The sequence below is a fragment of the Peiella sedimenti genome (genome assembly GCF_030504955.1).
GTDB classification, from domain to species: domain Bacteria; phylum Pseudomonadota; class Alphaproteobacteria; order Caulobacterales; family Caulobacteraceae; genus Brevundimonas; species Brevundimonas sedimenti.
Genome location: NZ_JAUKTR010000002.1, coordinates 30,931 through 47,759 on the forward strand (window position 1 = coordinate 30,931; position 16,829 = coordinate 47,759).

Below are 16,829 nucleotides of genomic sequence, written 5' to 3' on the forward strand. Positions count from 1 at the left end.
GCCCCGACGATGGACTTCACCTACTCCGAGCGCCAGCTTCACTTTCGCGACCGCGTGCGCGACTTCATCGCGCAGCGCGACGAGGCGGCCTCGCAAGCTCACCACGCCCACGAGGCCCTGACCGGACCCCAGCGCTGGACCGCGCCGGACTGGATGGAGCCCTTCAAGGAACAGGCGCGGGCCGAGGGCCTGTGGAACCTTTTCCTGCCGCCCTCGGAAGCCCACGACGAGGGAGACTGGCGCGGCGCCGGCCTGACCAACCTGGAATACGCCCTCTGCGCCGAGGAGATGGGGCGCAGGCCCTGGGCGTCGGAACTGTTCAACTGTTCGGCGCCCGATACCGGCAACATGGAGGTGCTGCACCGCTATGGCTCAAGGGAGCAGAAGCGCCGCTGGCTGACGCCCCTGATGAGGGGCGAGATCCGCTCGGCCTTCCTGATGACCGAGCCGGCGGTGGCGTCGTCCGACGCCACAAACATCGAGACCTCGATCGTCAGGGAGGCCGATCACTACGTGATCAATGGACGCAAGTGGTGGTCCTCGGGCGTGGGCGACCCCCGCTGCGCCGTGGCCATCGTCATGGGCAAGACGGACCCGGAAGGGCCGCGCCACGCCCAGCAGTCCCAGATCCTGGTCCCCATGGACACGCCGGGCGTCGAGGTCGTGCGCATGCTGCCGGTGTTCGGCTATGACGACGCCCCGCACGGCCATGCCGAGGTGATCCTGAAGGACGTGCGCGTCCCGGCCGAGAACCTGATCCTCGGCGAAGGGCGCGGCTTCGAGATCGCCCAGGGACGCTTGGGCCCAGGCCGCATCCACCACTGCATGCGCACCATCGGGGCGGCGGAGGAGGCGCTGGCGGCCATGGTCCGGCGGCTGCAGAACCGCGTCGCCTTCGGCAAGCCCCTGGCCCAGCAGTCGGTCTGGGAAGAGCGGGTGGCCGAGGCCCGAATCCAGCTGGAGATGACCCGGCTGCTGTGCCTGAAGGCCGCCGACATGATGGACAAGGCGGGCAACAAGGCGGCCCAGCTGGAAATCGCCATGATCAAGGTGCAGGCGCCGACCATGGCGCTGAAGATCATAGATGACGCCATCCAGGCCCATGGCGGCGCCGGCGTCTCGGACGACTTCGCGCTGGCTCGAGCCTATGCCGGCATCCGCACCCTGCGTCTGGCGGACGGTCCGGACGAGGTCCACCGCCGCGCTATCGCCCGGCTGGAGTTCGGGCGCGGCTGAGCAGGCTTCAGGCGATGATGTCCGGCAGGACGCGCGCCTCGATCTTCACGATCTCATCCTTGAGCGCCAGCTTCTGACGCTTCAGCCGGGCGATGCGCAGCTGATCCGGCACGGGCATGCGCCCCAGCGCCTCGATGGAGGCGTCCAGGTCGGCGTGCTCCTGCTGCAGCTGGGCCAGACGCTCGCGCAGCGCCTTGTCCAGCTCCAGTTCCTCGGGCGGCTGATGGTCGTTCATAAGCGCGGCGGTTCCGGATGGGCGGCGCCTCTATACTGCACGCCAATCCTTGCTCAAAGGCGCCCGGCCAGCGTCTCCAGCGCGGGGCGGGGCACAACGCGCGACCAGGCCCGGGCCGCCTGCGCGAGGGCGGGCGTCGGGTCCGACGACGGGGCTCCGGTCGGCGTTGGACCCAGCGCCTCCAGGTCGGACAGCAGGCCGCGCTCCGCAGCCAGTTCGGCCGCCTTCACCGCCTGGCGAGCCGCGAGGCGGGTGACGTCTTCCATGTCGGGAATGGGCGACTTCAGCCGGCGGCGTACGGCGCGAAGGGGCTGGACGGCGGCCTGGTCCCAGGCGCGGGCGGCGTCCGCCGCGGCCTCCAGCGTTTCGTCATCGAGGCGGCGGCCCGTGCGGGCGCACCAGGCGGCGAACAGCAGAAGGCAGACATTCTGCCCGTACTCGTCCTGGAGAGAGAGGCAGGCCTCGGACACCCCCTCGCGGGCATAGGCGGCGAGGGCCCAGTCCCACAGACCCTGATCGGTCACGCCTCGCCGTCCAGGCCGCCCCAGCGGCGCGTGGCCGACCAGTCCAGTCCCAGCAGGTCGAGGGCGCGCCCGACCGACTGGTCCACCATCTGCTCGATGCTCCGGGGCTTGGCGTAAAAGGCCGGCAGGGGCGGGGCGATGGTCGCCCCCATCTCGGCCAGGGCGGTCATGGTGCGCAGGTGGCCGAGGTGCAGGGGGGTCTCGCGGACCATCAGCACTAGGGGCCGCCGCTCCTTGAGCGTCACGTCGGCGGCGCGGGTCAGGAGGGACGAGGTCACGCCGGTGGCGATCTCGCTCATGGTCCGGACCGAGCACGGCGCGATGATCATGCCCAGGGTCCGGAACGAACCAGACGCGATGGCGGCGCCCACCTCGCCCACGCGGTAGGTCACATCGGCGCGGGCGGCGAGGTCCGCAGGACTGAGATCCAGTTCCTGGGACAGGGTCAGGGCGGCGGCCCGGCTGGCCACAAGATGGGTCTCGACGCCCAGCTCGCGCAGCGCCTCGAGCACGCGCACGGCGTAGACGGCACCGGACGCGCCGGAGACGCCGACGACGACGCGGGTCTTCGAGCTGGAGGTCATGGGCGTGCTCCGCACTCCGTGATCGCCGCGTAACCGAATGTGACTACACAATGTGGGCTAGCAGGCGTTGACTTGATGATCCCTTCAAAGAGGAGGCGCAAGCCATGGCGATTGACGCTCGTATCCGCGAACTGGGAAACCGCCGCCGTCAGCTGGACGCGGCGATCCACCAGGAGGAGACCCGGCCGATGGCCGACTCTCTGCAGATCCGAACCCTGAAGCGTCAAAAGCTGAGGTTGAAGGAGCAGATCGAAAGCCTGCAGGCGCAGGCCTGATCTGATCCGGAGGGCGGCGGTCGAGCCGCCGCCCCATTTCCCGTCGTCAGTCCTGATCGTCCTCGGCGTCGCCGAAGACGGAGGCCGCGGTCGGCTCATCGCCGGCAAAGGCGTCCTCTTCGGGCTCGAAGCCCTGATCGGCAGGCTGCTCGTCTTCCACCGCCGGAGCCAGGGTCGGGCCGCCGTTCTTGGCGTCGTCGCGCATCTTCTTCTCGGCCGCCTTGCGGACCACTTCGTCCAGCTCGATCTGGCCGACGAGGCCCAACGTCACCGGATCGACCGGCTTGATGTTGGCGATGTTCCAGTGGGTGCGGTTGCGCACGCTGTCGATCGTCGACTTGGTGGTGCCGAGCAGCTTGGCGATCTGGGCGTCGGCCACCTCGGGGTGGTTCTTGACGAACCACATGATGGCGTCCGGGCGGTCCTGGCGGCGCGAGACCGGGGTGTAGCGGGCCTGCTTCTTGCCGGTCTTCAGCAGCTCGGCGTGGCGGCCGACCTGGGCCTTCATGCGGTAGTTGGCGTCGGCGTGGGCCCGGTCCAGCTCTTCGCGGGTCAGCTGGCCGTTGCCGATGGGATCGGCGCCGCGGATGTCGCGGGCGACGTCGCCGTCGGCGATGCCCTTCACCTCAAGCGGGTGCAGACCGCAGAAGTCGGCGATCTGCTCGAAGGTGAGCGAGGTGTTGTCGACCAGCCAGACAGCGGTGGCCTTGGGGTAGAGGACGTCGTTCATGGGCCTTGGCGAGCCTTCTGGTTGAGGCGCCCGGACGGGCGCTGGGCGTACGCCCGAAACAGCGGCGCCCGGCCTTTCGGCCGGGCGCGGGAGCCCTTCCCATACTACCGGACGGGCCGGTTGGAAACCGTCAGATGAACGCCGGCTGACGAAGGGCGGTCAGCCGAGGTTCAGCTTGGCCGTCGCATCCTGAGCCCCAGACCGGCGTTCTTCCTGGTGGGAGGGCGCGTGAAGACAAGACAAGGAGCGTTCCCATGTCCGCACGTATCACCGCCTCGATCGGCGCCGCCGCGCTGGCGCTGGCCGCAGCCGCCGCCACGCCGCAGGCCGCCTCGGCCCAGGAGTACGGCCACCGCGACCCCTACGGCCCGCGCGGCGACTACCAGCAGCTGTGCCGCAACATCTCGGAGCGCGGCAACATGATCTCCGCCTACTGCCCCGGCGCCGGCGGGCGCTGGCAAAGCTCGACCATCAACCGGGCCAACTGCCGCGACGGCCGGGTCGAGGTGGTGAACGGCGTCCTGGCCTGCGCCAACTGGGGCCGTGACGGCCGCCGCGATGATGACCGCTGGGATCGTAGGGATGACCGTCGAGACGACCGTTGGGACGACCGCCGCGGCGGCCGTGGCCGGGGCATCGTGGTCTACGAGCACGCGGGTTTCCAGGGCCGGTCCATGAGCTTCCGCGGGGCCATCGTGGACCTGCGCGAGACCGGCATGAACGACCGCATCAGCTCCATGGAGGTGCGCGGAACCTGGCTGGCCTGCTCGGACTCGCACTTCCGGGGCCAGTGCCGCACCTTCACCGGCCGGGTCTATGACCTGCGCCAGCAGGGCTTCAACGATCGCATCTCCTCGCTGCGTCCCGCCGGCGGGGGCCGCTGGTAAGCCCTAGACCGTCAGCACGATCTTGCCGACGTGGCCGCCCATCTCCAGAGCGAGGTGGGCGGCCCTGGCGTCTTTGAGGGGGAAGGTGCGGTCGATCACCGGGCGGACCTTGCCCTGTTCGATCCAGGGCCAGACCGTCTCCTCCACGGCGCGGGCCAGACGCGCCTTTTCCTGAGAGGAGCGCGGCCTGAGCGTCGAGCCGGTCAGGGTCAGGCGCTTCATCATGATCTGGGCCAGGTCGACCTCGGCCCGGGCCCCGGACTGGACCGCGATCAGCACCAGCCGCCCGCCGGGGTTCAGCGCGGCCAGGCCTGTCGCCAGCAGATCGCGCCCGACCATGTCGAGGATCACGTCCGGCCGCGCCTCGGCCAGGGCGGCGGCGAAATCGGGCGCGGTGGAGTCGAGGGCCGTGTCCGCGCCCAGCTTCAACGCCTGTTCGCACTTGGCCCGGCCGCGCGACGTGGCGACCACCCGGGCCCCGTAAGCCCTGGCCATCTGAAGGGCGGTTACCCCGATGCCGCTGGTTGCGCCGTGGACGGCCAGGGTCTCGCCGGGCTTAAGGCTCCCGATCTCGAACACATTCGCCCAGACGGTGAAAACCGTCTCGGGCAGGCCCGCCGCCTCGATCAGGGACACCCCCTTGGGGACCGGCAGGACCGAGCCGGCGTCGGCCAGGGCGTATTCGGCATAGCCGCCGCCCGGCAACAGGGCGCAGACCGCGTCCCCTTCCGCCCAGCGCGAAACGTCCTGGCCCAGGGCGGCGATATGGCCCGACACCTCCAGCCCCAGCACGTCGGAGGCGCCGGTCGGCGGCGGGTACAGTCCCTTGCGCTGCAACAGGTCGGGCCGGTTGATCCCAGCGGCGGCGACCCGGATCAGAACCTGGCCCGGGCCAGGCTCCGGCGTGGGCCGCTCAGCCAGGTGCAGGGCCTCGGCCGAGCCCTTGCCGCCCTCGATCTCGACTGCGTGCATCCGTCTGCCCACGTATCAATCCTTGCCAAGCAAGGCGTTCAGGCGTTCTGATACGCGCTTGAGGCGAGTGGGAGAAGGGAGCGGCCATGGCGTTCGAGGAACTCGAGCCCCGTCCGGTCCCCGGCGCGGCGCTGAAGACGCTGGTCCGGGAGGATCTGGATCCCTATGGGGTGGAGGAGCTGGAGGAGCGCATCTCGGCGCTGGAAGGCGAGATCGAGCGGGTGCGCGCCGCCCTGCACAAGAAGCGCGACCGGAAAAACGCAGCCGACGCTCTTTTTTCGTTCGGCAAGGAAGAATGACCGGATTCGGCTGGCATAGGGGTTGCAAGCCCCTTTCGTCAGAGTTCGAGTAACCCGGTACGAGGGGCCCCTAACCGTATGTCGCAGACCTTCATGGCCGAGATCGGCGCCGCACGAAGCTCAGCCCCCCTGGGCCGGGCCGAGGTGGTGCTGGATTTCACCCGTTCCGAGCTGTTCGATCGCACCTTCAACGAGGGCATGGCCCTGGTGGAGGAGACCGCCGCCTATCTGGACGGCGAGGGCCGCCGGGACTCCAAGCTGCTCAGCCGGGCCGCCGCCCTATCCTACGCCGCCGAGAGCATGAAGCTGACCACGCGGCTGATGCAGATCGCCTCGTGGCTGCTGGTGCAGCGGGCCGTGCGCGAGGGCGAGATGGATCCCATGGCGGCCTGCGAGCCGCGCTATCGGCTGAAGGCCCGCGAGGAGCAGCCCGGAACGCTGGACGCCGAGCTGCCCGTCGCCCTGGTGGAGCTGGTCCTGCAGACCGAGCGGCTGCACGAGCGGGTGCTGTACCTGGACCGCCGTATGTATCTGGACGACACGCCCGCGCCGGAAGCCAATCCGGTGCAGAGCCAGCTGGACCGGCTGAAGGCGGCCTTCGGGGGGTAGACCCCGTTTTGGGGCCCCGTCCCGCCTGGAAACGCCGCGCCAAACCGCGCCAAACCCTGCCACTTCGCGCCGGATGCGAGGAAATGGAACGGACGGCCCCGGGGGTTTCGATGGGATCATCGGACCAGTCTCGGGGCAGGCGGACGGGCGTGGATAAGTCACAGTCACTGAAGTCATCGCCGCGGCGGTGAAATCCGCTTGTCGAGGACCGCCTAACGCGGTTTTGAGGCGGCATGCGCCCCTTTCATCACCTGCTGGCCAACAACCTCGTCGCCAACGTGACGAACTTCACGGTGTGGTTCGCCGTGACCTTCTGGGTCTATCTGGAGACACGCTCGGTCTTCGCCACGGGCATGATCGCGGGTCTGTACCTGGTGCTGACGGCGGGACTGGCCTTCTGGCTGGGCAGCATCGTGGACCACCACCGCAAGAAGCGGGTCATGATGGGCTCCAGCGCCGCGTCCCTCGCCTTCTACATCGCCGGTCTGGGCCTGCTTCTGACCACGCCCGAGGCGGCCATGCAGCGCGTGGCGGGCGTCGAGCTGTGGGCCTTCATCGGCCTGGTCATGCTGGGCGTCATCGCCGGCAACATCCGCGCCATCGCCCTGCCCACCCTGGTCACGGTTCTGGTGCCCGAGGATCGCCGCGACCGCGCCAACGGCCTGGTGGGCATGATCACCGGCATCGGCTTTCTGACCACCTCGGTCATCTCCGGCTTCCTCGTGGCGCGCACGGGCATGCAGGGGACGCTTGTCTTCGCTCTGGCCCTGACGGCCGCCGCCTTCGTGCACCTGCGCTTCATCGGGGTGGACGAGCCCCTGCCCGAGCCGCCCGCCGACGAGAATGGCAAGCCCGGCCGCCGCCGGGTGGACCTGGCCGGGACGCTCAGAGTGGTGGGGGCCGTGCCCGGCCTCTTCGCCCTGATCCTCTTCGCCACCTTCAACAACTTCCTGGGCGGCGTCTTCATGGCCCTGATGGACGCCTACGGCCTGTCCCTGATGCGGGTTGAGCACTGGGGCCTGATGTGGGGCGCGGTCTCCACCGGCTTCATCCTCTCGGGCCTGGTGATCGCGCGGACAGGTCTGGGATCCAGTCCGTTGCGCACTTTGATGATCGTCAATCTGATCGCCTGGGGCGGCGCTGCCGTCTTCACGCTGCAGCCGTGGATCTGGCTGCTGTTCGCCGGGACCTTCCTCTGGATGTTCCTGGGCCCCTTCGCCGAGGCGGCCGCGCACACCACCCTGCAGAAGGTGGTCCCGTTTGAGCGTCAGGGACGGGTGTTCGGCTTCGCCCAGTCGGTGGAGCAGGCCGCCAGCCCGCTGACGGCGTTCCTGATCGGCCCGCTGACCCAGTTCCTGGTCATCCCCTTCATGTCCGAGGGCGGCGCGGGAGCGGCGGCCATAGGCGACTGGTTCGGCACGGGGCCTGCGCGCGGCATCGCCCTGGTCTTCACCGTCTCCGGCCTGGTCGGGATTGTGGCCACCCTCCTGGCCTTTAACTCGCCCCAGTACCGCCGGCTGTCCGAAGTCTACGCCAGGGGGGTGGTAGAGTAGACGGTCAGGCGAACCTTCTGCGCCGCTGGGTCGCCTGGAGGGTCGAGCGGATGAAGTCCGAGGAGGGCTCGGCCTCCGCCAGGACCTGCTCCTTGATGGCGCGCGGCTCGCCGAACAGGTTGCCCTGGGCGTAGCCGATGTCGAGCTCGAGGATGTCGACCACCTGGCGCTCGGCCTCGACCTTCTCGGCGATGACCTCCATGCCGTAGCGGCGCGAGATGCCGGCGAAGTCCGAGGCGTGGATGTCGCGCAGCGACGCCAGGGCCGGGCCGCCCTCAAGATCCAGCAGCTGCTCAAGCAGCAGGTCCGCGCCGATCTTGATGAACTTCACGTCCGAGCGCTGCAGGTCGGCATAGTCCAGGTCGAGCGTCTGCACCTTGTCGATCGAGAAGCGGAAGCCCAGGTCCGCCAGCTTGGCCATGTTGCGCGCCTCGACGGCGCCGCGCGCGTCGAAGGCGGCCTGGCCCATCTCGAAGATGAGGGCGTCGCGCAGGTCGGCGTTCTCGCGCAGGAAGTCCAGGAACTGGGGGAAGAAGGTCTCGTCGGCCAGCGAGGCCGGCGAGACGTTGCAGAACACGCCCACCCGCCGGTCCTGCTTGGCCAGGCGACGCACGATCTGGGCGCAGCGGAAGAGCAGCAGGTTGTCGATGGCGGGGACCAGACCCTCGCCCTCGGCGATGGACAGGTACTCGGCCGGCATCATCACCCTGCCGGTGGTGTCGCGCAGACGCGTGAAGCTCTCGTAGAAGACGGTCTTGCGCTGGGGCAGGGTGACGACGGGCTGGAGGTAGAGATCGACGCGGTTGTCGGTCAGGGCTTCGCGCACCGTGTCCATCAGGGCGGCGGCCTGGCGCTGGCGGCGGCCCTCGAAGGTGTCGGGACTGTGGGTGACCGAGGCCTGGGCCTCGGCCTGGCGGGCGTCGAGACTGGCGCTCATGCGGTGGACCAGATCCTCGAGGATGCGCACCTCGTCGGTCAGGGCCTCGTTGGCGCCGACGGCGCCCTTTTCGACGGCCCCAGCCAGTTCAGCGACGGAGCCCTGGGTGCTCTCCACCGCATCAGCCAGCAGCTGATAGGCCTGGCGGATGCCCTCCACCTCGCGGCGCAGGGCCGCTCGGCCCATGGCCCCCGAGATCAAGGCGTGCAGGCTGAAGGCGAAACCCAGGGCGCCGAACAGCCCGGCCGAGGCGGCGCCCACCCCCATGCCGCCGCGCCACATGAGGGCGGCGACCGTCATGGCGAGGAAGACATAGGCCCCGAACAGCAGGCCGGCGGTCAGTTTCTGCATCGGCTCCGGTCCTCAAGGCCGCAGTAAGCGCAGCCTGATGGAATCGCCCGAGTATCGGTCTATCTAGACGTTTCGCCTATAGGCAAACCGGAGCGGGGCTGTGGAACTCTTCGATCTGAGCGGCAAGACGGCGGTCATCACCGGCTCGTCGCGGGGCATCGGCAAGGCCATCGCAGAGCGCCTGGCCGAGCACGGGGCGCGGGTGGTGATCTCGTCGCGCAAGGCCGCGCCGTGCGAGGAGGTCGCCCAGGCGATCAACGCCCGTTTCGGCCCAATCGACGGGAAGGCCCGCGCCATCGCGGTTCCAGCCAACATCGGCTCGAAGGACGATCTGCAAAGACTGGTCGACGAGACCCGCGCCTGGGCCGGGCGAATCGACATCCTGGTCTGCAACGCCGCCTCCAATCCCTATGCGGGACCGATGGCGGGCATCTCGGACGAGCAGTTCGAAAAGATCCTCCAGAACAACGTCATTTCGAACCACTGGCTGATCCAGATGGTCGCGCCGGAGATGCTGGAGCGCAAGGACGGCTCGATCATCATCGTCAGCTCGATCGGGGGCCTGCGCGGCAACGCCCTGATCGGGGCCTACAACATCTCTAAGGCGGCCGACATGCAGCTGGCCCGCAATCTGGCGGTGGAATACGGCCCGTCAGGCGTGCGTGTGAACTGCATCGCGCCAGGCCTGATCCAGACGGACTTCGCCCGCGCCCTGTGGGAGAACCCGCAGATCCTCAGGGCCACCACCGATCCCATGCCCATGAAGCGCATCGGCCAGCCGGACGAGATCGCGGGGGCGGCGGTCTATCTGGCCGCGCCCGCATCCGCCTACATGACCGGCCAGACCCTGGTCGTCGACGGCGGGATCACCATCGCATGGTGAGCCGCGCCCAGGACCTGCAGTGGCGCCTGGAGGCCGTGCTGTTCGCCGGCTACTTCGGCCTGATGCGGGCGCTGCCGACGGACTGGGCCTCGGGCCTGGGGGCCGCCCTGCTGAAGACCCTGGGGCCGCTGACGGGCGCACACCGCACGGCCGAGAGAAACCTGCGCCTGGCTTTTCCCGAGAAGGACGCCGCGTGGCGCCGCCGGATGCTGAAGGCCCAGTGGGACAACACCGGCCGCACCTTCGCCGAGACGCCGATCCTGAACCGCATGACCGTGGCCTCGGGCCGGGTGGAGCTGGTGGACCCGCACGGGCGGCTGAAGGCGCTGGCCGACGGCGCGCCGCCGGTGGTCTTCGTGTCGGGCCATTTCGCCTGTTTCGAGATCATGCCGCTGGTGATCCTGGAGGCGGGCGTCCCCTGCCAGATCACCTATCGGGCCACCAACAACCCCTATGTGGACCGCATCATCCGCGACAGCCGCGCACGATACGGCGTGAAGCTGTTCGCGCCCAAGGGGGCCGAGGGGGCGCGCGAACTGCTGGACGGCCTGAAGCGCGGGGAGTCCGCCGCCCTGATGAACGATCAGAAGTTCAACGAGGGTCCCGAGGTGCTGTTCTTCGGCAAGCCCGTGAACGCCGCGCCCGGCCCGTCACGCCTGGCCCAGCGCTTCGGCACGGTGCTGCAGCCCATGTCGGTGGAGCGGATCAAGGGCGCCCGCTTCCGCGTGGTCGTGCACGATCCGATCCCGGTGCCGAAGACGGGGGACAAGGCGGCGGACGTGGCCGCGGCCACGCAAGCCGTTACACGCTTCGTCGAGGATCAGGTGCGGCGGCGGCCGGAGGAGTGGTTCTGGGTCCACAAACGCTGGCCGAACGCGGCCTATGCGGCGCTCGAGGCCTGATTCCGAGGGTCGGTGGACCGGCGCCAGGGGCCGTCATAGGCCTTGGCGTTCACGCGGCGGCGGCAGGGGCCGAAATAGCTCTCGGTCTTGATGAAGGGCCGGGGCTTGAAGATGACGGCGTTCAGCCGCTCGAGAATGGCCTTGGCCGTAATCGGCTTGACCACGAACTCGGTGACGCCGGCGTCGCGCGCCTCCTGCACCCGGCGGCGCTCGGAATGGCCGGTCATCATGATGATGGGCAGATAGGGATTGGCGCTGTCGCCGCTGTTGCGCACCAGGCGGGTGAACTCGACTCCGTCGATGGGGAACATGTTGAAGTCGACGATGGCCACGTCGGCGGGCCAGTCGCGCAGCGCCTCCAGAGCCTCCGCCCCGTCACGAACCTCGCGGATGCGGCGGATGCCCGCCGACGTCAGGATGGTGGCCGTGATCGCCCGCATGTGCTGGTTGTCGTCCACGAGGAGGACTTGCAGGGCGCTGAGAGACGACATGGAGGCTCGACGTTGGAGGGCGGCGGAATCGGTGGGCGCGAGTCTAGGGGCGGAAATCTTGCTTAATAGTGACTGAAAGGCGCCCTCAGGCGCGGACCATCAGGGATGGATCGAGATTCTGATCCCGCCACTTGAGCCGCCAGCACAGGTGGGGACCGGTGGCGCGACCGCGGTCGCCTGCCCGGCCGATGATCTGACCACGGACGACCCGGTCGCCCTGACGCACGTCAAGCGACGACTGGTGCAGGTAGGCCGAGATCAGGCCCTGGCCGTGGTCGATGAAGGTGAGTCCGCCCTCGAAATGCATGTCCGGTTCGGCCAGCACCACCAGTCCCGCCGCCGGCGCCCGGATCGGCGCGCCCGTGGGCGCGGCCAGGTCGATGCCGTAGTGGGGCCGGGCCGGCGTGCCGTTGAGGATGCGCTGGGCGCCCCACGGGCTGGTGACGCGGATGCTCTCCAGCGGCCAGTCGAAGCCGTCGCGGAAATGGTCAGAAGGGTCGCGGCTGGCGTAGGCCGCACGCTTGAGCTCTGCCTCGCGGCGGATGCGCTCCAGAAGCGCCGGGTCCGTGGGCGTGACGGTGGACGGCGGCAGGCCGTCGATGCGCCGGATCGGGAAGTCACCGCGGTCCAGGGCGATGAGGCGCTCGCGCGGACCAGCGGAGATGCGCGCTTCGAGCGGCGCGTCGCGGTCGAAGCCGACGATAAACCACCCTCCTTCAGAGGCGCGGCCCACCTCCTGACCGTCCAGCCGGATCACGGCACCGGGCTCGGCGCGGCCGATGGCGTGGCCGCCCTGAACCAGCCGTCCGCGCAGGGGCAGGATGTCTTCAGGCGTGGGAGCCCGGGTCTGGGCCTGGGCCAGGCGGGCGAGGGGCAGCAGGGCCCCGGCGGCGAGCAGGGTGCGGCGGCCGATCACCGCGGCGCCATGCGCGAGATGGCCTCGCGCGGGCTGAGGTAGGCTTCCTGCCGCTCGGCGCTCCAGTAGCGCAGCGCCTCCAGCGGAATGCGCTCGCCGGTGACGGCGCAGATCACGAAGCGGCCGGGCTTGAGCACCACGAACTCGCCGTCGCCGTAGTGCAGCTGGGCCAGGTCGGACAGGTTCGGATCATGGACGTTCATGCCCACAAGGTAGTCGCGTGGGCCGACGGTGGCGAGGGGGCGGACCGGGATTTCCCCCGAGTCGGCCGCCTCAGGCGCGCTGGATCAGCCCGTAGTCGCTGAGGCGCGCGATCATGCGCTCGGGGTCCTCGGCCTTAAGATCGCCCACGCGGAAGGTCTGGCCGCCCATGGCCAGCTCGATGGCCGCGCGGTCCCCCATCGGAAAGGCGATATCGCCGCCCGGCGCGATGAGGGCCAGGCCCTCGCCGTCCTCGGCCAGACGCCATGGGGTGTCGTCCCGAGCCCGCCACGCCTGATCCGGGGTGATGGGTCGCGGCGCGAGCGCCAGGGCGCCGGAAACGTCGGCGTCGCGCGAGCGGATGAACTGATCGGCCAAGAGGTCCATGGCGCCCTCCAGGCGCGCGTGGTCCGACAGCGTCTTCATCAGGGTGCGGAAATAGACCTTGGCCGCGCCGCGGTCGAAGTCCTGACGCGCGTAGCCGGGCGGCAGGCCGCGCCTGAACTCAGGACTGGTCAGCGCCACTTCGGAAACCGCCTCCAGCACCAGATCGGCCCAGGTCTTGACGATGAGGCCGCAGGTGATGTGCAGCGAGGGCTCGTCGCCCGAAGTGCGGGCGTCGTGCATCAGGCCGCGCGGCAGATAGGCGACGTCGCCGGCCTTGAGAACGAACTCGTGGGTGACCTCGCCCACGGGATGCTCGTCGTGGCTGAAGTTCTCGCCGCGATAAGCCAGGTCCACGGGGGTGTTGTAGAAGCGCCAGGCCTTCTCGCCCTCGACCTGGAGGACGAAGACGTCGTGGTTGTCGTAGTGGGTGCGGAAACCCTGGGCGTTGGGCGGCGTCAGGTAGATGTTGGTCTGCACATGGCAGGAGAACACCGCCTCCATGGCCCGGCAGAAGGCCGCCAGCGTCGCATCGCCCTGGTGCAGCTGATTGAGGACGATGGTCGCGCCCTGGCGGAACTGGGACACGACCGCGCCGCGGTCGATGGCGCCGGTTTCGGTGACGTAAGCCGAAGGCTGGAGGTCCCGCGAGGCGTCCACCAGCATCAGCTGGCCCTCGCGCAGATCGGCCCCGGCGTTCAGCTGGTCGATGGCCTTGAAGGACAGCAGGTCGCTGAAGCGGCGCCGGTCTTCGTGGGTGACCACAAGGGGCTGGCGCTCGTAGGTCTGGTCGAGGAAGCGGGCCGCCTGTTCGCGGCCGATCAGCCAGCTGATGGCGTCGCCGCCCTGGGCCAGCCAGGGACGCGGCGAGGCTCCCCCCGAGATGCGGTTCATGGGAGGAGCCTCACGCTGGTCTGATCAGATACGCTTTTAGCGGCGGCCGTAGCCGGCGCGGTCGCGGCCCGAGCCGGTGTCGGCGTCGGTGCGGCCGGTGCGGCCGTAGCCGACGCCGTCGCTGGGATCGGAGTCCGTGCGGCCCGTGTAGTTGCGGTTGCCGCTGCCGCCACGGCCGTAGTTGGCGCGGTCGCTGGAGTCGGAGTCGGTGATGCCGGTCCGTCCGCCGCCGCCGCGACCGTAGTTGGCGCGGTCGCCGGAGTCGGAATCCGTGATGCCGGTCCGCCCGCCGCGGCCGTTGCCGGCGCGGTCGCTGGAATCGGCGTCGGTAACGCCGGTGCCGCCGCAACGGCGGCCACGGCCGATGCCGTCGGCGTAGGAGCCGGTGTCGCTGTCGGTGCAGCCCGAGGAACGGCTGCCGCCACGGCCATAGCCGGCCCGGTCGCGGCCCGAGCCGGTGTCGGAATCAGTGACGCCCGTACGGCCGTAGTTGGCCCGGTCGCCCGAGTCGGAATCGGTGCGGCCCGTGTAGTTCTGAGCCATGGCCGCGCCACCGCCCACTACGGTCAGAGCGCCGCCCGCCACGGCGGCGCCGCCGGCCACGCGTGTCAGGAAGGAGCGCCGGTTCAGGCGCGCCTTGCCCTTGGGATCCTGTTCGTCGGCCATGAGCCTACCCCTCTGCTATTGCGAATAGTTCGCAACTAACCCCCTGTTTCAAAAGAGAAACTACCGGGCGGGGCCGTCTATGGCAACGGTTGTTTCTGGAAACGCTGGTTTCCGAACTATTCCGCAGCCTGCAAAGCCTGCCCAATCTTGGGGTCAAGTTCACCGGAGGCGTAGCGCTTGGCCATCTGGGCCGTGGAGAGGGGCCGAATCTTCGACGCCATGCCCTCGGCGCCGAACTCCTGGAAGCGCTGGACGCAGACCTTGCGCATGGCCTCCTTGGCGGGCTTGAGATAGCTGCGCGGATCGAACTCGCCGGGCTTCTCGGCCATCAGCTTGCGGATGGCGCCGGTCATGGCCATGCGGTTGTCGGTGTCGATGTTGATCTTGCGCACGCCGTGCTTGATGCCGCGCTGGATCTCCTCGACCGGCACGCCCCAGGTCTGGGGCATCTGGCCACCGTACTGATTGATGATGTCCTGCAGGTCCTGCGGCACCGAGGACGAGCCGTGCATGACCAGGTGCGTGTTCGGCAGGCGGCGATGGATTTCCTCGATCACGTTCATGGCCAGGACGTCGCCGTCGGGCTGGCGGCTGAACTTGTAGGCGCCGTGGCTGGTGCCCATGGCGATGGCCAGGGCGTCGACCTTGGTCTTCTGGACGAAGTCCACGGCCTGATCCGGATCGGTCAGCAGCTGGGAGTGGTCCAGCTTGCCCTCGAAGCCGTGGCCGTCCTCCTTCTCACCCATGCCGGTCTCGAGGCTGCCCAGGACGCCCAGCTCGCCCTCGACCGAGACGCCGCAGGAATGGGCCATGTCCACGACCCGGCGGGTGACATCGACATTGTACTCGTAGTCGGCCGGCGTCTTGCCGTCCTCCATCAGAGAGCCGTCCATCATCACCGAGGTGAAGCCGTATTGGATGGCGGTGGCGCAGGTGGCCGGGCCGTTGCCGTGGTCCTGGTGCATGCAGACCGGGATGTGCGGGTAGAGCTCCACCAGGGCGTCGATCAGGCGCGCCAGCACCACGTCGTTGGCGTAGGAACGAGCGCCCCGGCTGGCCTGGATGATGACCGGCGCGTTCACGGAGTCGGCGGCCTCCATGATGGCCAGGCCTTGCTCCATGTTGTTGATGTTGAAGGCCGGCAGGCCGTAGTCATTCTCGGCCGCGTGGTCGAGAAGCTGTCGCAGCGTGATGCGCGCCATCGCGGAAAAGCCCCCTGGGCAAAAGGAAGTGAGTTTCCGGGCGGTCTAGTCCACCGCGCCCAAAAAGTCACGCCGAGGCGACGAGCAGGCGATCGCCGCGCCGCTCGTTACAGAGGGCCGGCCCGGCCGCAGATGCAATCGCGGCCCGGGATCGCTGAATGCTCTGTCAGGAACCAGCGCGCAGGCTGTCCCAGGTGCGTGGCGCAGACGCCGAAGCGGTCTGGCCGGCAGGCTGCTGGGACCGCAGCCAGTTCAGGTTCTGCTCGGCCAACTCGGGCGGCAGTTCGCGACGCAGGATCTGTTCCGCCTCGCCGATCTTGCCCTGCAGGCCCAGCACAAGAGCTAGATTCTGCCGCGTCTGGGCCGTGGCCCCCGGTAGGGCGGCGGCGCGGCGCAGCAGGGTTTCGGCCCCGGCGGCGTCGCCGGTCTCGGCCTTGGCCAGGGCGATGTTGGTCAGCACCGAAGGGTTATCGGGCGAAAGGGATTGGGCCAGGGTCCAGGCGGCCTCGGCGTCGTCGGTGCGGCCCACCTGGCGATAGGCGACCCCCAGCAGGGACGGGATGCGCCAGTCCCGGGGCGCCATGGCCTGGGCCTGCTCCAGCGGAGCGATGCCGTAGAAGGCCTGGCCGCGGGCGATATGGGCGCGGCCCAGCTCGAGCCGGGCGTCCAGATTGTTCGGGTCGCTGACCAGCAGGCGCTCCGCAGCCTGAACGGCGCCGTCGTGACGGCCTATTTCGCGCAGGGCACGCGCCAAGTTTAGCCCGGCTTCGACGTCTGTCGGATCGCGTTCGAATTCGGCGGTCCAGAAGACGGAGCGCGACAGAGCGTCCATGCGCTGGATCTGGGCGCGCTGTTCCGGCGTGGCGCGCTGGGGAGCGGCGGCCTGGGCTTGGCTCGGAGCGGCGGCAGGGGCCGCGGTCTGGGCGGCAGGCGCGGGTGTTTCGGCCGCGCGGTCACGGCCGCCGAAGGGCCAGGCGGCGGCGGGCTGGGCGATCAGCGCCACGGCGGCGGTTGCGGCGAGCGCCAGCTTGGGCGACATGGGCGAAGCTCCTGGATCGTCGCCGTGAGGGTGCCGTCCATGGGCTCAATGTTCGGTTA

At 69.3% G+C, this 16,829-nt stretch carries 21 protein-coding genes; 8 read left to right on the plus strand and 13 right to left on the minus strand.

The window, feature by feature from the left end; all coding sequences use genetic code 11:
* Positions 1-9: 9 nt before the first annotated feature.
* Complete coding sequence (locus Q0812_RS05170; protein WP_302109250.1) at positions 10-1,236, plus strand: acyl-CoA dehydrogenase family protein; 1,227 nt, start codon at positions 10-12, stop codon at positions 1,234-1,236.
* A gap of 7 nt (positions 1,237-1,243) precedes the next feature.
* Here the strand turns inward: Q0812_RS05170 and Q0812_RS05175 are convergent, their stop codons facing one another.
* From Q0812_RS05175 to Q0812_RS05185, 3 genes are read right to left on the minus strand one after another with little or no spacing between them, the layout of a single operon-like run.
* Positions 1,244-1,471, minus strand: coding sequence for a YdcH family protein (locus Q0812_RS05175; protein ID WP_302109251.1), 228 nt, complete (start codon positions 1,469-1,471; stop codon positions 1,244-1,246).
* Positions 1,472-1,524: 53 nt separating this feature from the next.
* Positions 1,525-1,995 carry a TIGR02444 family protein gene (locus tag Q0812_RS05180; protein WP_302109252.1) on the minus strand — a complete coding sequence of 157 codons (471 nt, stop codon included), beginning with the start codon at positions 1,993-1,995 and terminating at the stop codon, positions 1,525-1,527.
* A complete protein-coding gene (locus tag Q0812_RS05185; RefSeq protein WP_302109253.1) occupies positions 1,992-2,579 on the minus strand; it encodes a UbiX family flavin prenyltransferase in 588 nt (195 codons plus the stop codon). The genes Q0812_RS05180 and Q0812_RS05185 overlap by 4 nt, the downstream gene beginning before the upstream one ends.
* A gap of 104 nt (positions 2,580-2,683) precedes the next feature.
* Here Q0812_RS05185 and Q0812_RS05190 point away from each other — a divergent pair, with 104 nt between their 5' ends.
* Complete coding sequence (locus Q0812_RS05190) at positions 2,684-2,854, plus strand: YdcH family protein (RefSeq protein WP_302109254.1); 171 nt, start codon at positions 2,684-2,686, stop codon at positions 2,852-2,854.
* Between the two features lie 46 nt (positions 2,855-2,900).
* On the opposite strand, the gene Q0812_RS05195 is transcribed toward Q0812_RS05190, so the two are convergent.
* Positions 2,901-3,584, minus strand: coding sequence for a DUF1013 domain-containing protein (locus Q0812_RS05195; protein ID WP_302109255.1), 684 nt, complete (start codon positions 3,582-3,584; stop codon positions 2,901-2,903).
* Between the two features lie 254 nt (positions 3,585-3,838).
* On the opposite strand from Q0812_RS05195, the gene Q0812_RS05200 reads away from it, so the two are divergent.
* The gene (locus Q0812_RS05200; RefSeq protein ID WP_302109256.1) at positions 3,839-4,471 is read left to right on the plus strand and encodes a beta/gamma crystallin-related protein; all 633 of its coding nucleotides are present in this window, start codon (positions 3,839-3,841) and stop codon (positions 4,469-4,471) included.
* A gap of 3 nt (positions 4,472-4,474) precedes the next feature.
* Here Q0812_RS05200 and Q0812_RS05205 read toward each other — a convergent pair whose 3' ends face one another.
* Positions 4,475-5,443 (minus strand): NAD(P)H-quinone oxidoreductase, encoded by a 969-nt coding sequence (locus Q0812_RS05205; RefSeq protein ID WP_302109257.1) that lies wholly within the window; start codon positions 5,441-5,443, stop codon positions 4,475-4,477.
* Positions 5,444-5,529: 86 nt separating this feature from the next.
* Between Q0812_RS05205 and Q0812_RS05210 the strand changes: the two genes are divergently transcribed.
* From Q0812_RS05210 to Q0812_RS05220, 3 genes are all read left to right on the plus strand, one after another.
* Positions 5,530-5,742 (plus strand): DUF1192 domain-containing protein, encoded by a 213-nt coding sequence (locus Q0812_RS05210; protein ID WP_302109258.1) that lies wholly within the window; start codon positions 5,530-5,532, stop codon positions 5,740-5,742.
* Between the two features lie 78 nt (positions 5,743-5,820).
* Complete coding sequence (gene rcdA / locus Q0812_RS05215; protein WP_425281550.1) at positions 5,821-6,351, plus strand: protease adaptor protein RcdA; 531 nt, start codon at positions 5,821-5,823, stop codon at positions 6,349-6,351.
* Between the two features lie 233 nt (positions 6,352-6,584).
* Entirely contained in the window at positions 6,585-7,904 is a 1,320-nt protein-coding gene (locus tag Q0812_RS05220; protein WP_302109259.1) for an MFS transporter, read from the plus strand.
* Between the two features lie 4 nt (positions 7,905-7,908).
* Here the strand turns inward: Q0812_RS05220 and tipF are convergent, their stop codons facing one another.
* Complete coding sequence (tipF, locus tag Q0812_RS05225) at positions 7,909-9,192, minus strand: flagella assembly cyclic-di-GMP phosphodiesterase TipF (RefSeq protein WP_302109260.1); 1,284 nt, start codon at positions 9,190-9,192, stop codon at positions 7,909-7,911.
* 100 nt (positions 9,193-9,292) lie between these two features.
* Here tipF and Q0812_RS05230 point away from each other — a divergent pair, with 100 nt between their 5' ends.
* Positions 9,293-10,075, plus strand: a complete 783-nt coding sequence (locus Q0812_RS05230; protein ID WP_302109261.1) for an SDR family NAD(P)-dependent oxidoreductase — start codon at positions 9,293-9,295, stop codon at positions 10,073-10,075.
* Positions 10,069-10,977, plus strand: a complete 909-nt coding sequence (locus Q0812_RS05235) for a lysophospholipid acyltransferase family protein (protein WP_302109262.1) — start codon at positions 10,069-10,071, stop codon at positions 10,975-10,977. The genes Q0812_RS05230 and Q0812_RS05235 overlap by 7 nt, the downstream gene beginning before the upstream one ends.
* On the opposite strand, the gene Q0812_RS05240 is transcribed toward Q0812_RS05235, so the two are convergent.
* The 7 genes from Q0812_RS05240 to Q0812_RS05270 form a co-directional block, all read right to left on the minus strand.
* The gene (locus tag Q0812_RS05240; RefSeq protein ID WP_302109263.1) at positions 10,956-11,468 is read right to left on the minus strand and encodes a response regulator; all 513 of its coding nucleotides are present in this window, start codon (positions 11,466-11,468) and stop codon (positions 10,956-10,958) included. The two genes, Q0812_RS05235 and Q0812_RS05240, sit on opposite strands and share 22 nt — an antisense overlap.
* An 85-nt stretch (positions 11,469-11,553) precedes the next feature.
* Entirely contained in the window at positions 11,554-12,384 is an 831-nt protein-coding gene (locus Q0812_RS05245; RefSeq protein WP_302109264.1) for a M23 family metallopeptidase, read from the minus strand.
* Positions 12,381-12,587: a DUF2093 domain-containing protein gene (locus Q0812_RS05250; protein WP_302109265.1), complete on the minus strand. Its 207-nt coding sequence runs from the start codon at positions 12,585-12,587 to the stop codon at positions 12,381-12,383. Before Q0812_RS05250 ends, Q0812_RS05245 begins: the two co-directional genes overlap by 4 nt.
* Before the next feature lie 70 nt (positions 12,588-12,657).
* Positions 12,658-13,863 carry a cupin domain-containing protein gene (locus tag Q0812_RS05255; RefSeq protein ID WP_302109266.1) on the minus strand — a complete coding sequence of 402 codons (1,206 nt, stop codon included), beginning with the start codon at positions 13,861-13,863 and terminating at the stop codon, positions 12,658-12,660.
* Positions 13,864-13,899: 36 nt separating this feature from the next.
* Positions 13,900-14,529 (minus strand): hypothetical protein, encoded by a 630-nt coding sequence (locus Q0812_RS05260; RefSeq protein ID WP_302109267.1) that lies wholly within the window; start codon positions 14,527-14,529, stop codon positions 13,900-13,902.
* A 116-nt stretch (positions 14,530-14,645) separates the two neighbouring features.
* On the minus strand, positions 14,646-15,731 hold the full coding sequence (gene fba, locus Q0812_RS05265) for a class II fructose-bisphosphate aldolase (RefSeq protein ID WP_302109268.1): 1,086 nt from the start codon (positions 15,729-15,731) through the stop codon (positions 14,646-14,648).
* 166 nt (positions 15,732-15,897) lie between these two features.
* Positions 15,898-16,770: a tetratricopeptide repeat protein gene (locus Q0812_RS05270; protein ID WP_302109269.1), complete on the minus strand. Its 873-nt coding sequence runs from the start codon at positions 16,768-16,770 to the stop codon at positions 15,898-15,900.
* Positions 16,771-16,829 lie beyond the last annotated feature (59 nt).

Bases quoted from the DNA above. Each gene is read 5' to 3' on its own strand.
- Q0812_RS05170 (WP_302109250.1), top strand. From the start codon at position 10: ATGGACTTCACCTACTCCGAGCGCCAGCTTCACTTTCGCGACCGCGTG.
- Q0812_RS05175 (WP_302109251.1), bottom strand. From the start codon at position 1,471: ATGAACGACCATCAGCCGCCCGAGGAACTGGAGCTGGACAAGGCGCTG.
- Q0812_RS05185 (WP_302109253.1), bottom strand. From the start codon at position 2,579: ATGACCTCCAGCTCGAAGACCCGCGTCGTCGTCGGCGTCTCCGGCGCG.
- Q0812_RS05190 (WP_302109254.1), top strand. From the start codon at position 2,684: ATGGCGATTGACGCTCGTATCCGCGAACTGGGAAACCGCCGCCGTCAG.
- Q0812_RS05195 (WP_302109255.1), bottom strand. From the start codon at position 3,584: ATGAACGACGTCCTCTACCCCAAGGCCACCGCTGTCTGGCTGGTCGAC.
- Q0812_RS05200 (WP_302109256.1), top strand. From the start codon at position 3,839: ATGTCCGCACGTATCACCGCCTCGATCGGCGCCGCCGCGCTGGCGCTG.
- Q0812_RS05205 (WP_302109257.1), bottom strand. From the start codon at position 5,443: ATGCACGCAGTCGAGATCGAGGGCGGCAAGGGCTCGGCCGAGGCCCTG.
- Q0812_RS05210 (WP_302109258.1), top strand. From the start codon at position 5,530: ATGGCGTTCGAGGAACTCGAGCCCCGTCCGGTCCCCGGCGCGGCGCTG.
- rcdA (WP_425281550.1), top strand. From the start codon at position 5,821: ATGTCGCAGACCTTCATGGCCGAGATCGGCGCCGCACGAAGCTCAGCC.
- Q0812_RS05220 (WP_302109259.1), top strand. From the start codon at position 6,585: ATGCGCCCCTTTCATCACCTGCTGGCCAACAACCTCGTCGCCAACGTG.
- tipF (WP_302109260.1), bottom strand. From the start codon at position 9,192: ATGCAGAAACTGACCGCCGGCCTGCTGTTCGGGGCCTATGTCTTCCTC.
- Q0812_RS05235 (WP_302109262.1), top strand. From the start codon at position 10,069: ATGGTGAGCCGCGCCCAGGACCTGCAGTGGCGCCTGGAGGCCGTGCTG.
- Q0812_RS05240 (WP_302109263.1), bottom strand. From the start codon at position 11,468: ATGTCGTCTCTCAGCGCCCTGCAAGTCCTCCTCGTGGACGACAACCAG.
- Q0812_RS05250 (WP_302109265.1), bottom strand. From the start codon at position 12,587: ATGAACGTCCATGATCCGAACCTGTCCGACCTGGCCCAGCTGCACTAC.
- Q0812_RS05255 (WP_302109266.1), bottom strand. From the start codon at position 13,863: ATGAACCGCATCTCGGGGGGAGCCTCGCCGCGTCCCTGGCTGGCCCAG.
- Q0812_RS05260 (WP_302109267.1), bottom strand. From the start codon at position 14,529: ATGGCCGACGAACAGGATCCCAAGGGCAAGGCGCGCCTGAACCGGCGC.
- fba (WP_302109268.1), bottom strand. From the start codon at position 15,731: ATGGCGCGCATCACGCTGCGACAGCTTCTCGACCACGCGGCCGAGAAT.
- Q0812_RS05270 (WP_302109269.1), bottom strand. From the start codon at position 16,770: ATGTCGCCCAAGCTGGCGCTCGCCGCAACCGCCGCCGTGGCGCTGATC.